Annotated in this window: 9 protein-coding genes; 5 read left to right on the top strand and 4 right to left on the bottom strand. The window is 36.2% G+C overall.

Going from position 1 to position 13,737, the window contains the following annotated elements:
- Positions 1-33 precede the first annotated feature (33 nt).
- Complete coding sequence (locus PGC35_RS04435; protein WP_375218330.1) at positions 34-3,852, top strand: AAA domain-containing protein; 3,819 nt, start codon at positions 34-36, stop codon at positions 3,850-3,852.
- The gene (locus PGC35_RS04430) at positions 3,845-4,603 is read left to right on the top strand and encodes a hypothetical protein (RefSeq protein ID WP_056828642.1); all 759 of its coding nucleotides are present in this window, start codon (positions 3,845-3,847) and stop codon (positions 4,601-4,603) included. Before PGC35_RS04435 ends, PGC35_RS04430 begins: the two co-directional genes overlap by 8 nt.
- A gap of 145 nt (positions 4,604-4,748) precedes the next feature.
- Here the strand turns inward: PGC35_RS04430 and PGC35_RS04425 are convergent, their stop codons facing one another.
- The 3 genes from PGC35_RS04425 to PGC35_RS04415 form a co-directional block, all read right to left on the bottom strand.
- Positions 4,749-5,552, bottom strand: coding sequence for a S1C family serine protease (locus PGC35_RS04425; RefSeq protein WP_375218329.1), 804 nt, complete (start codon positions 5,550-5,552; stop codon positions 4,749-4,751).
- A 112-nt stretch (positions 5,553-5,664) separates the two neighbouring features.
- Positions 5,665-5,838, bottom strand: a complete 174-nt coding sequence (locus PGC35_RS04420; RefSeq protein ID WP_172794311.1) for a hypothetical protein — start codon at positions 5,836-5,838, stop codon at positions 5,665-5,667.
- A gap of 77 nt (positions 5,839-5,915) precedes the next feature.
- Positions 5,916-6,299, bottom strand: coding sequence for an SLAP domain-containing protein (locus tag PGC35_RS04415; protein ID WP_375218328.1), 384 nt, complete (start codon positions 6,297-6,299; stop codon positions 5,916-5,918).
- A 640-nt stretch (positions 6,300-6,939) separates the two neighbouring features.
- On the opposite strand from PGC35_RS04415, the gene PGC35_RS04410 reads away from it, so the two are divergent.
- From PGC35_RS04410 to PGC35_RS04400, 3 genes are all read left to right on the top strand, one after another.
- Positions 6,940-11,397 carry a S8 family serine peptidase gene (locus PGC35_RS04410; protein WP_375218327.1) on the top strand — a complete coding sequence of 1,486 codons (4,458 nt, stop codon included), beginning with the start codon at positions 6,940-6,942 and terminating at the stop codon, positions 11,395-11,397.
- Positions 11,398-11,600: 203 nt separating this feature from the next.
- The gene (locus PGC35_RS04405; protein ID WP_375218326.1) at positions 11,601-13,064 is read left to right on the top strand and encodes a hypothetical protein; all 1,464 of its coding nucleotides are present in this window, start codon (positions 11,601-11,603) and stop codon (positions 13,062-13,064) included.
- Positions 13,065-13,198: 134 nt separating this feature from the next.
- The gene (locus PGC35_RS04400; protein ID WP_375218325.1) at positions 13,199-13,432 is read left to right on the top strand and encodes a hypothetical protein; all 234 of its coding nucleotides are present in this window, start codon (positions 13,199-13,201) and stop codon (positions 13,430-13,432) included.
- A gap of 22 nt (positions 13,433-13,454) precedes the next feature.
- Here PGC35_RS04400 and qoxD read toward each other — a convergent pair whose 3' ends face one another.
- Entirely contained in the window at positions 13,455-13,736 is a 282-nt protein-coding gene (gene qoxD / locus PGC35_RS04395) for a cytochrome aa3 quinol oxidase subunit IV (RefSeq protein WP_053590800.1), read from the bottom strand.
- Between the last annotated feature and the right edge of the window lies 1 nt (position 13,737).

Below are 13,737 nucleotides of genomic sequence, written 5' to 3'. Positions count from 1 at the left end.
GATAGGTTGATTAATTTGTAAGGAGGCATGTGCATGGAGAAGGAATTAACTAGAATAGAAACGTTCCGAAGCAATCTTATTGTGACGAATAATGCACGTAAAGGTATTCTAGAATGGTCTACAGATGAACATGCCTTTTTTAAAATGCAGGAATCGTTTGCTATATATATGGAGAAGAGACCGGTCAATTCTCATGGAAACACGTCGCTTTCTCTTTACTTTGATAATGAAATGAATAGAATTCTATCAGATAAGTTAAATGGTAAGGTTGCTGTAATGGAATGTGTACTTCAGAATGATGGGTTTCTAGCTACTGGTTTTCATGTAAGAGGAGAGAAAACTAGAGTCAGAACAAATCGCCGTTTAGCTGTAAATTTGAAGTTTGTTACAGCTCGAAATAATGGAGCGGGCCTACCAATTCAACTCCACACTAAAATTCGTGAATTGCCTATTGCTGAGGAAAGATCAGAATATGTAAAAAAACGAATTACAAGTTGGGAAGGATATTTAAAAATACAAGAACGAAATGCTGATATTGCAGATATTACTACAGAATTTTCTAAAATAATGTTAAATGAAGATTTTTCTAGAATGACACTCATTGGTACTACCTTAAACGGAAATGAGTGGAATAAAATAAAAGGTCTTAGCGTTGCGTTGAAGGGATATCAATATGATATTGGTGACGTTTTGAAGGTCGATCGTTCTAAGAAAACGATAGAAATTGATTTAAAGCCAAAGATCAGAGATATGGCAAGAAGAAATCAATTGAACCCCAAAGCAAAAGAAGCTGTATTTAGTAATTTTGCTACACTGAGCCAAATTAGAAGACTTCGCAAAGGATTTGAAGATTTACAAAACGGGCTTGCAGCAAATGCTAATCTTGAAAAAATATTATTTGAAGATAGACCCGCTATACGTATTACAAATAAGACAGAGAAACTGAAATTTCATAATCAATTGAATGAGTTTCAACAAGAAGCTGTTACAGGTGCTATGTCAGCGAAAGATTTATATGTAATACAAGGTCCACCAGGAACAGGAAAGACCACCGTTATTTCCGAAATCTGTCAACAAAATGCAAAGGCGGGACTCAGAACTTTAGTTGCTTCTCAGTCCAATTTAGCTGTTGATAACGCACTTAGTAGATTACTCTCAAATAAAGACATTCGTATTTTGCGCTTCGGCCGTACTGAAAGCATTGAAGAAGAAGGTAAGAAGTTCATAGAGGAAAATGTAGGGCAATATTGGAAAGACCAGACACTTAGTGCACTACAAAGAGAGTTAAACTCTCATCCCGTAAAAAAAGAACAATTATCAAGTGAAATTACTACCCTTGAACAACAAATTGATTCTCTTCAAACTCAATTGGTTTTATTAAAAGAAAAGATAACACAAAAAGAAAATGCCAAGATTGAGCATACGTCAATAATGGAAGAGATAAAAGGGCTTAAAAGAAGTTTGATACTTTTAAAGAAAGAACAAGAAGAATTAGAAAAAACTAAAACCACTTTAGAAAAAACGCTACAAGGACTGCAGATGGAAATTACCAAGATGGAAGAATTTATTCATGCAAATCCATCTGGTGAACAATTAAAAGAAAAACTAAAACTTTTAGAAGCTGAATTAGAGATTATTAAAAATCAGCTTTATTATCAGCAAATAATGCAAGAAGTTAGTGAAGCCGAAAAATTAGTAAATGACACAAGACAAAAGTTTAAAATGCGGCAGCTTAAAATAGACAGTTTCAAACAGTTTTTGACGGAGATACCTTCTACGCGTAAATTCGAACAGTTAAAGAGTTTGATAAAACACTATGAGTTTACACCACTTTCTATGTTAGAGAAGCAAATAGAAGAATTGGACAAATTAATAGAAAAAATACAGTCATTTGAAGACTGGGAAGAACTAAACAACAGGTTACAATCAGCTATTGTTTACATAGAGAGTATATTCAAAAAAAACAATATATCATTACAAAATGTAGGTAGTAGCGGAGTGTTTTTTGATTCATCTTACTCAGTAAAAGAAATTCATCAATTCATAGATATCATGAAACGAATGCTTACGTCAGGAGAAATCGATTTAGAGAAGCTAAAAGTGTATTGGGAAGGATTGAACGTAAGGAAAAAATTTGTTTGGAAGCAAGGAACAATTTTAAACAACTCAAAATCAGACTCAACTAAACGTTTTCAAACGATTAAATTAGAATTGGAAGAGCAACTTAAAAGAGCAATCATTCAAGCAGAACGAGATATATATGAATTAAAAAACAATGGTACAGCTAATAGCGAAAAGTTAAATTTATTAATGGACAAAAGTAAAAATATTAAAATAAAACTTGGAGATGTAGAAAATATACAGTCACCACAAAAACTAGAAGAAGAACTACAACAAAAAGAATTTTTATTTAATGACTTAAAGAAAACAGAAGAAACTTTAAAACAGTATTTAAATCGACTAGAACTTAAAAAGAATGAAGAGCGGGTTAGCTCCGATCAATTGGAGTCCTATAAAGAGACTCTATTAGAAACAGAGATAGAAGGTAAACGAATTAATTCCGAAGGATTAGAACAGGAAAGAAAGCTTAAAGCTTTAGATGAATTATTAAGGCAAAATTTAGAGGAAGAGCGCGAGCTAGTGGTAGTTGAAATTGAAAAACTATCTGAAAAGAAGCTCTCTTTAACACGTGAAAAAGAACGTTTACCTATTACACAGGAACTTCAAAACGAATGGTTTTCTCTACTAAGTGAAGCAAATGACCATGATTTAGATGAAATTCGAAAGCTTTATGTCAGACATGCAAATGTAATTGGAACAACTTGTGTAGCTTCCGCAAGAAAAGAGTTTATAGACAACTATCCTGTCTTTGATGTTGTGATAATCGATGAAGTATCAAAAGCTACACCTCCAGAATTGTTATTACCAATGCTAAAAGGTAAAAAAATAATTTTAGTTGGAGATCATCATCAGTTACCTCCACTTGTTGGGGAAGATACGCTGGATGAGACTTTAAAGGCGATTCTAGAAGAAAGTGATAGTTTTGAGGAAAAGGACGAACTGAAGAAACTCTTGAAGGAGTCTTTATTCGAAAGACTATTTAAAAATCTACCTAAGAGTAATAAAACGATGCTTGCCATTCAGTATCGCATGCACGAAAGCATTATGGATACGATTACTCCCTTTTACGCAGAGGAGAATTATCGATTGCAATGTGGATTAGTCGATTCTGATACAGTACGTGATCATTTACTAGATTCACACTACGTTAAAAGAAGTGATCATTTAATTTGGATGGATATACCTAACGAAAGATCCTACTTTGAAGAAAAAGTAAAGGACGGAAAAAGTCGTTTTAACCAAGGCGAATTGAATACTATACGTGACGTTTTGATGGATTTAGACAAAGCTACAGAGTCTGCGAAAAGTGAAGGAAGAATGGGCTTAGATGAAAGAAAGAGTATCGGGGTAATTAGTTTTTATGGAGAGCAAGTGAAAAGAATTGATCGATTAATTCAACAAGAGACAAACTTTAAAAATTTGACTTTCCGAACAGGGACGGTAGATAAATTTCAAGGGATGGAAATGGATGTTATCATTTTAAGTATGGTACGTAATAACAAAGATAATAATGCCGATATAGGGTTTGCGAATGATTATAGACGTTTGAATGTAGCCCTTTCTAGAGCTAGGGAATTACTAGTTCTAGTAGGAAGTACTGAAATGTTCACTCAACGTGCTAAAAGAAAAGATGCTAGAGAAATGTACAGTGGCTTGCTAGAGGTTGTAAAAAATAAAGATGGACTAAAAGATATAAAAGGAAATGTAATAGGAGTTCTAGAAAATGCGTGAGTTGGAAAACCGATTAAAAAGAGAACTGCAACAGAATTTGAACGTCAAAATTATGCATTCATCTATGTGGAGCATACCAGTTCATTCGATTGAGGCTGAATTTATATGTGTGAAGCGAACAAAAATGGACGTGCTTATGAAGATGATGCTCATTGCTTTTCAAAAGACTACAAAGATAAATGCGGAAGAATTAAGTGAATTATTACTTGTAGAGCAACTTTTTATACAGGATTTAATTGATTTAATGCAAAGAACACTTCTGCTAGAGAAGATAGAGAGCGGATATAGGCTTACAGATAAAGGAAACCAACAATTAGCAAATGGCATATTTGAAGAGGAACAGAAGCCTGAGACTAACAATATACTATATAGCCCTTCTCATGAGGCATTCTTGGAAGGTGAACTTAAGGAAGCAACGGGTGAAGAAGAATTAGAAGTTTATAGATATGTAAAAGAAGGATATCTGGATGAAGAATTGTCTTTTGAGGATGAGACATTGATAAATGCACTCCGTATAAACGGTGCTGAATCAGGAGAAGGAGACGTTCAGACGGTACTATCTGAAATTGTCTCATCGACGGATTTATATATCGATGATATTCCTTGTATAGAATTTATTTTGTATGATAAAAAACAAGACATCATATATGCACGAGTATGGAATACATTATTAGAGCGGTGGGATGAAAAACTCGAAAACCAACTGAATGAGAAAGAACGCTTGGATTGGCGGAAAACTTATTTAGAATAGTATTTTACATTAAGTGGCAGAAAGAGACGAATGTAAATGTAAGCGAGACAAGTTTTCCGGTAACCGAGACCAAATTTCAAAAATCGAGACCAATTCTCACACAACCGAGACCCTTTAGTTTCCTGCACTAAGGGGTCTCTTTGTATTATTTTGTATTAAGATACTCATCTATAGGCACAAATAATCCGACCCTGCCATGTTCATCATGATCTAATGTGGCGAAAATAACCCCAATTACTTTACCATCTTTATTCAAAACAGGGCTTCCGCTATTCCCTCGATAAACTGGTGCTTTCATCATGACTACAGGTACGTCCCAATCACTTAACTGAGTATAATCAATAATTGTTCCTTCATTTGCAATACCAGTAAAACCTAGTGGATTACCAATAAAGTATATAGATTCATCAGCTTCAAAAGTAGTTCTCTCCGCAAGCTCCAAAAATGGAAGATCCTCCTCCTTAATATCTAATACAGCAAGATCGACAGAAGGATATGTATCTATTACTTTAGCACGAAAACGCCTGTCATCAGGAAAACCAACTGTTACAGTTTCATTACCTTCCACAACATGATAGTTAGTCAAAATCATACCATCGCTTGATATAGAAAAGCCGGTTCCTTTGCTATCATCTGTTAAGATGACTACGACAGACTTTTTATAAACTGCTATCTCTTCCTGAGCAGACAATTTTGCAGACGTTTTAATAAATTCAATAGCTGGAATAGAGTAAATTTGAAAGATTGATGCAAATGTACTGACAAACAGAATAGAAGCCATCAAATAGAATACCCATTTTGGAAAAGGTCTCTTTGGTCTATTACTCTTTTTTTCAAGAGCTTCTTTCTGAAGTGCTTCCCTCTGTGCCTCTAATACAAGTTCGAGAAACTCTTCTTCGCTTAGCTCTTCCTCTTTCCAATCATCCTTATGTTTTTCATTTGGATCCATACGCACCCGCCTTTGTTTCAAACACATGTTAAGAAGTATTATACACAAAGTTTAGCTCTTTCTACATAACACAAAGCAGCCCATTCTTATAGGACTGCTTTGCATGTTGTAGTTAGTATGATTTTTCTCTCTCGCTTTTTTCACGTTGATTTGGGGTCATTGGTTCATGCTTTGGTTTTAAGTTTCCGAGTTCAGCTAATTCTAGAGATATCTCTTCTTTCTTACTACTTGGATTTTTTGCCATAGAACCTTTATTGTTGCTAGCGCCCCTGCGATTTTCACTCATAAAGTAACCTCCTTTAAAATTTTTCATACCTCTTTAACTTGGTTCAATAGGAGTAAAAGATGTATATCAAATATGGACTAATTATTAATAATGACTAAATGACCGTTTTGAAATGTAGCATAATTCTTTAGGCTCTCAACGGGAAATATGAAAGTCCATGGCATACTAACTTTGGGTTTAATTTTCAATGTTTGTAGTGTAAAAGTATGCTCAGCAAGAAAATTTTCATTTTCCATATAAGCTAATTTTTTATTATAAAAAGTAATCTCTTCTTCAGAAAAATTATGTACAAGTACAGTAATCAATAATTCACTCTTATGATTCACTGCTTGCCAAATTGGTGTTAGAAGAATATCTTGAGACTCCGTTTTGTATGTTTGGAGGAAAATTTCTTCGATTTCTTTTCGATCCTTACTGGATAAGGACTTATCCCATGATGCTTCAAACTCAAGCTTTTGCATTCGTGAAACCTCCTTATATTAGTATTGGCCTATTATCGAACAGTTAATTAAGACTACATTAATAACTATAATAATTTTGGAAAAAATAACCTAATAAAACGATCCATTACTATCCAATATATGAATATTAGCAGATTTTTAAGTGTATGTTCTATAATTACTAATTCATTCTAAACATAAATTAGAAATACGGATAAAAAGAACTAAATAATGATTAATAAAATTAGTAGTCAATATGACTACAATGATTAAATAGGATGAATGAAGTATTTTTAGAAAAAATAACCAAAAATTGTAGTTATGATAAAAATTTGATATTCTCTTTAATGCCAATGATACCAATGCTCTATTAAACTAATATTAATTTTTCATAGATAAATAGAACTATTGAGAATTTAGTGTAAAATAGTAAATAGTTATTATTTCCGAAAATTCTGAAAAATAACGACAAAGTACGACAAATTTCACACTTCATTTCAAATATAGTGATACTTAACAACAAGAGATTCACGAACGACACCATTGATTCTGTTTGCCTAAGTAACTTAGGAAAGGAGGTAAAGGTGTTTTTTATTTAGTCTTTTTTAAACAAGGGCGAGCAGCGGACGTTAATTTAATTTTTGTAAAATTCAAAGGAGGAATGAAGTTGAGGAAGAAAAGTAGTTCAGTCAAAGCTCTTAGTGTTGTAGCATCTTTACTCATGACGTTTTCGCTAGTAGCACCAAATGTTGTAAGCGCAGAAACAACTAGTAAGCTTCATCAATCGTTCAGAGATTCAAGCTCTAATAACATTTCTGTGAAAGACAAATTGAATAGCCGTCTGCTTGAAAACTTTAAAAACGATGAGAAGGTTACATTCCTGATTAAATTCAAGGAAAAATCTGACTCTCTTCAAGTGGCTGAAGAAGCAAGAAAAAATGCAGATGAAGCAAACCTATCAGCTCATAATACAAAGCTTATTCAACGCTCGGCAGTTGTATCTGAGTTAAAGGCAACGTCTATTGAGTCTCAACAAACGGTTAAACAATTTTTAGAACAAGAAATAGCGAAAGGAAATGCCGAAGATCTTACCTCCTACTACATCGTAAATGGGATGGCAGTTACTGCGACACAGGAAGTAGCTGAAAAGATAGCAACTTTCGCAGAAGTAGAAAAAATATTACCAAATGAAACTCGTCAACTGTTTACAACAAAAACAGAAAATGCGGTCGTTCCTAAAGCAGAAACTGCAAATATCGAGTGGAACATTGAGCGTGTGAAAGCGCCAGATGTTTGGGCGATGGGCATTGATGGTTCAGGAACGGTAGTAGCAAGTATCGATACAGGAGTTCAGTGGGATCACCCAGCTTTAAAACAAAAATATCGTGGTTACAATGCAGCAACTGGACAAGTCTCACATGACTATAACTGGTTTGATGCAACAGCTGGACGAGCTACTCCATATGATGATATTGACCATGGGACGCACGTAACAGGAACAATGGTTGGTAGTGAACCAAATGGTGCAAACCAAATTGGTGTAGCTCCGGGAGCAAAATATATTGCAGTAAAAGCTTTCTCAGCAGCTGGTGGTACTGATGTCGACTTGTTAGAGGCGGCACAATGGATTTTAGCACCAACTGATGCAGCTGGAAACGCACGTGTTGATATGGCTCCGGACATTGTTAATAACTCTTGGGGTGGCGGTCCTGGTCTTGATGAATGGTACCGTGACGTAGTTATTAACTGGCGTGCAGCAGAAATTTTCCCTGAATTCTCTGCAGGTAACACAACGCTTTCAAATCCAGGTGGTGCAGGATCGGTTGCAGCACCAGCAAACTATCCTGAATCATTTGCGACGGGTGCAACTGATATCAATAACAAAGTGGGTAGCTTCTCACTACGTGGTCCTTCGCCTTATGCGGAGATTAAACCAGATATCTCAGCACCAGGTGTAAATATCCGTTCATCCGTACCGGGTGGTGGCTATGAAGGTGGTTGGAATGGGACATCTATGTCAGGTCCAGCGGTATCTGGTGTAGCGGCACTTCTTCGACAAGTAAATGCGAATTTGACGGTTGATGAAATGGAGGAAATTTTGCTTAATACAGCTAATCCTTTGACAGATGCTCAATATCCAGCAGTTCCTAACCATGCATATGGATATGGGTTAGTGGATGCTTATGAAGCAGTATCCTCGATTATTACTGGATTAGGAACATTAAAAGGACAAGTAACCCAACAAGGTGATGACAATGAAGCACCAACATTTGAACATACAGCTCCAAGCGAGACGTATGCGGGAATGGATTTAGAATTGTTGATAGATGTTAATGATAACATTAGCGTTGCTTCAGTTATTCTAAACTATAAAGATGCAGATGGAGCTTGGCAAGTAATTGAAGCTGGTCGCAAATCTGGTGATTATAAAGCTGGCGAGTTCGGTGTAGTAGTTCCTGGTGAATTAATCACAGGTAACTCATTTACGTACAAATGGATTGTAAACGATTTTGGTAATAATGAAGTAAGCAGTGAAGAATATGTTGTTCAAGTGAAACCTGGAATTACGGTTGGATACTTTGAAGACTTTGAAGGACAGCCAACGGGTTGGTATTCATTTGGAGAACAAAACAGTTGGGAATGGGGCGTGCCTACATCCGGACCAGGTAATGCTGCATCAGGTGAAAAGGTATATGCAACAAACTTAGCTGGATTATACGCGAATCGCATGAACGCGACACTTGTTGCACCTCCAATTGACCTGCCAGAAGGAAACTCATACTTGCAGTTCAAACATTGGCACAATTTTGAGCAATCTTCCTCAGGAAGAGCTTGGGATTATGGACATGTATTTGTTTCGACTGACCAAGAAAACTGGACGCAATTACTAATGGTTCAAGGTCAATCGAATGGATGGGTAAGTGCAGAGGTTGATCTGTCTGCTTATGCTGGTCAACGTATTTACATTGGATTTAATGCATTCTCTGATGGAAGCGTTCAAAGAGATGGCTGGTATATCGATGATGTATCTTTAGCTAATATCTCACAAACTGGAAAAGTATCAAAAGGAAATAAAGGAACAATCGGAAATAACGGAAATAATGGAAATACAAATAACGGAAATAACAAGGATAAAGACAAAGATGCATTAAAAGAAGCGGTTGATCCAAAGACAATCAGACCTGTATTACCTGTAAAAGAAGCACCACCAGTAGAAGAAACAATTGTTAATCCTACCCTTCTACCATTAGGTGCTCAAGTTAGTGTACTAGAATCAGGACGCTCGGTTTATTCAAATCCAGCTGATGGTTCTTATTCATTAACACATGGTGCAGGAACGTTCACCGTAAAAGCGGAAGCTTATGGATTCACCTCAGAAGAACAATCTGTAACGATTGAAGCTGATGGTACAACAACTGCTAATTTCACTTTAGATGAAGTAGCACAAAATACAGTAAGTGGTACAATTACGGACCAATCGACAGGTGAAGGTGTTGCAGGAGCAACAATTTTACTTGTGGAAGATGCAAACATCACCCCTGTGGAAACGGATGCATCGGGTAACTATTCACTTACAGCATACGAAGGTGATTACACATTAAAAGTAGTTGCTCGAGGCTACCATAGCCAAGAAGTTTCCATTACTATTGGTGATGAAGCAATTACGCAAAATATTGCACTAGAGCCATTCTACACGTATCCTGGTGGAGAAATAGGTTATGATGACGGTTCAGCTGAAAATGCTCGTGCTTTTAATGCAGCAGGAAATGCATGGGCGGTAAAAATGTCTCTACCTGAAGGCAAAGAAAACGGTATCGTGACAGATGGCGTATTCCGATTCTGGGACACTGAATGGCCAGTCCCTGGTGGAACTGCATTTGCTGTTGAAGTTTGGGATGCTACAGGTGCAGATGGTGCACCAGGTAAGATGCTTGCAGGCCCGATAGATGCAACAGCTTTACGTAACGGTGAATGGACAGTTGTGAATTTAACTGAACACAACATTGTCGTAAATGGCGACTTCTTCATGGTATACCGCCAAACTTTTGCAAACCCAAATACACCAGGTTTAGCAACAGATGAAAATGGAACAAATGCAGGAAGAAGTTATCAAGGAGTTTCTGGTGCTTGGTCTCCATCACCAACTGCTGAAGGTAACTATATGATTCGTGCTCGAGTAAGCTATGAAGTAAGCGCGCCAGTCATCACATCTCCTGCTGCTAATTTGACAACAAGTCAAGAAGCGTTGACTGTTGAGGGGACTGCATCACCGACTGCTACTATAGAGTTGAAACAAAACGGTAAAGATTCTGGATCTGTTATTGTAGGCAATGACGGTAAATTTGCAATCCCTGCGACACTTACGGAAGGTGCTAATGAGTTCAAAGTGGTTTCAGTGTTAGATGGCAGAACTACAGGTGAATCTGAACCAGTTACAGTGATTTTAGATACAATAAAACCTGAAATGACTATAACAAGCCCAAAAGATGGTGATAAAACTAATCGTGAATCGGTAACTGTCGAAGGTACCGTTACAGACGCAAACCTTGACTTCGTAAAGGTTAACGGTCAAACTGCACAAGTTGTTAATGGAAAATATTCAAAACGTATACTTCTTGAGAACGGTGCGAATGAAATTACAGTCATCGCTCAAGATAAAGCTAAAAATAAAACTTCCAAAAAAGTGACAGTAACTGCACAATACGATGCACCTGTCATTGAGAACTTAAAACCTGCACAAGACCTTCAATTGACAACAGGTAAAAGCGTTAAAATTGAATTTGATAGTGAGCCAGGATTGAAGACAACATTTGTCATCCATATGCCACTAACAAATGTTGGAGATGTTCAAAACGCTACGGAATTACCAATGATGGAACAATCTAATGGTCACTATGTCGGATACTGGACAGTACCAGCAGATACTGTTGCCAACGGAGCAGTTATCGAAGTAAAAGCTGTTGACAGCTTCGAAAACGAAACACGCGAAAGAGCAGCGGGTAAATTATACATCAATGTAGCAGCGCCTTCAGCTCAACCATCAGTTGAGACACCTGCAGAGACTCCTGTGGATGCGCCTGCTGAAACGGAAACACCTGCTGAAAAGATGGCGGAATAAACGATTCTATTGAATGCCGAAGAGGATAAAAATCCTCTTTGGCATTTTTTAGTTTTATAGTTAGTTGAAAAATAAAAACTTTAGATGGAATAAAAGAGCTTTTAGTTGGAAAAATGACCCTCTTTGTTGAAAATAAAACTCCTATAAAAAACTAGTGTAGTCCTTTCATTACTCCGCATATGATGTGTTGAAAGGGGTGTGCGATGAATTATTATGTAAATGTGTTTAAGAACTTTTTGCCTCTAAATGCAGAGATTCTAGAGTTACCGGAACCCCAAGATATACCGGCTGTAATTCTAGCAGATATCGATGGAGATCGTTTGGAAGAATTAATTGGCGCATATAGACATGAAGAACAAAACTATCTCTTAATATTAAAGAACAATCATGAACAATGGCTTCCATTAATTCATATTCAAGGTAATGGTTATGGCATAGCAAATTTAATGGCAGCGCCAATAACAGATAGTTGGATCAATACATTGATAGTAGGTTGGCAAATAGGTAGTATATGGTCTCAATTAGATCTGTTGCAATGGACAAATAGTGGATTTGTACAGCTATCTACTGAGGATCTTGTATATAGTAAGTTGGAAGTAGAAGATATGCCAGGTACTTATGGAGAGGATGGTCAATATGAAATGGCGGTTTGGACTCATGATACTGGAGAAGCCTATAAAGTAGAAGTATATCGATTCACCGATAGTGGACTAGTACGAGCAAAGGATGTCTATCCTTATTACTTTAAAAAAGTGGGGGACTACTACAAGAGATTATTACAAACGAATGATTTCTCCTATTACTGGTACTATTTGGCTGATGCACAGAAGAAAGCTGGTGATTTGGAACAAAGTTTAGCTTCCATTGATAAAGATTTGTCCTTTCGCTCCCCATACCCTTCAAGAGATATGTTGCTAGATAAAAAACAACAGATTCTTAGACTCTTACAAGATAATAAATCTAACGGTCAAGGTATTATTACACATACTAGAGGAGATGTGACAGGTGATGGTATTATGGATACCATCTACCTTACGGGTGAGAAGAGAGAAGATAGCCCGTTTTGGCAAAACATTACGTTAAATATTCTATATGGAAAAGACAATATAGTAGAGAGAATTTCACTAAAGCAAAATGCTGGCTATAATCCTACCTTATTTCTCGGAGATTTTACTGGAAACCAGGTATATGACATTTTGATTGTCATAGATACAGGTGGAAGTGGTGGTACGATTTACGCTTATATTTTTTCTTATATGGAAGGGAACATGCGTCAAGTGTTTGATGTAGAAGAATATAACGAACAGTCAAAATATGAGGTTAACTATCAAAATCAATTTAAAGCGACTGTAACTAGTAGTTATCCTTTGAAGAAATATACATTGGATTTAACTTATAAGGGGGAAGAATATTTATCGGAGATCTATAACGAAAATGGAGCATTAAAAGAGCCGATTGAGGGTTGGGTAGATCCCGTGAGTGGTTTATATCCAATCGATTTCGCTAGAGACGGAACTTACGAGCTTACTGCATTTCAAAGAATCGCGGGAAGATATCATGCGGATGCATTAGGGTATGTTCAAAATGTATTAAGCTGGAATGGAAGCGAATTTATCACCGAAAGACAAAGTGTATCTATTTTTGGCGAGGATTTATCTAATAGATAATAGGATAAAGAACTACTACAAGTGACATTTTTGTAGCAGTTCTTTTTTATTACCGATTGTTCATATAATTGACAAAAAGTATTTGACAAATTTGTGAACACGTTGAATAATATAGAGTAAGAGGGGTGTTTTAAATGGAATCATATGTGAAAATGTTACATGCTACAAAATTTGTAGGTGCAATTTTGTTAAGTGTAGGAATAGCTACCTTTTTATATGGATCATTAATAAGCGAATATAGTACTGTTATGGGTGTAGGTATTGGAATAGTAATGGGAGCAGTCTTTATTTTTCTAATAGGGATGATTCTAGTTGCTTCGGAAGAAATGGTATTAAACTCTAAAGAATATAGAAAAGAGAGCGTCTAAAATGACGCTCTCTTTTTTCTGTTTACATATCCCAAACCAACGTCAGCAAGGTGCCTAGTATGGTTAATATAGCAAGGATTAAACCATAATATATATTTACATAAATAGAATTTTTATCGTTGGTCTCACCTGCGTGCATAAATACTACCAGCTGAAGACCAGCTTGTATAAATGCCGTAAGGAGAAGAACAGTCATACCAATTGAGTAGGACATATCAGTAAAATACACTAATAGTGCCACTGCTGTAAGAACTAATGAGAATGCAAAGCCCATTACTTGTTTAAGAGGGAATAATTCTTTCATA

The sequence above is a fragment of the Psychrobacillus sp. PGGUH221 genome (assembly GCF_042055255.1).
Classification (GTDB): domain Bacteria; phylum Bacillota; class Bacilli; order Bacillales_A; family Planococcaceae; genus Psychrobacillus.
This window is presented reverse-complemented; position numbering and strand designations above follow the sequence as displayed.

Coding starts and splice junctions, on each gene's coding strand:
- PGC35_RS04435 (WP_375218330.1), top strand. CDS start 34: ATGGAGAAGGAATTAACTAGAATAGAAACGTTCCGAAGCAATCTTATT.
- PGC35_RS04430 (WP_056828642.1), top strand. CDS start 3,845: ATGCGTGAGTTGGAAAACCGATTAAAAAGAGAACTGCAACAGAATTTG.
- PGC35_RS04425 (WP_375218329.1), bottom strand. CDS start 5,552: ATGGATCCAAATGAAAAACATAAGGATGATTGGAAAGAGGAAGAGCTA.
- PGC35_RS04420 (WP_172794311.1), bottom strand. CDS start 5,838: ATGAGTGAAAATCGCAGGGGCGCTAGCAACAATAAAGGTTCTATGGCA.
- PGC35_RS04415 (WP_375218328.1), bottom strand. CDS start 6,299: ATGCAAAAGCTTGAGTTTGAAGCATCATGGGATAAGTCCTTATCCAGT.
- PGC35_RS04410 (WP_375218327.1), top strand. CDS start 6,940: ATGAAGTTGAGGAAGAAAAGTAGTTCAGTCAAAGCTCTTAGTGTTGTA.
- PGC35_RS04405 (WP_375218326.1), top strand. CDS start 11,601: ATGAATTATTATGTAAATGTGTTTAAGAACTTTTTGCCTCTAAATGCA.
- PGC35_RS04400 (WP_375218325.1), top strand. CDS start 13,199: ATGGAATCATATGTGAAAATGTTACATGCTACAAAATTTGTAGGTGCA.
- qoxD (WP_053590800.1), bottom strand. CDS start 13,736: ATGAAAGAATTATTCCCTCTTAAACAAGTAATGGGCTTTGCATTCTCA.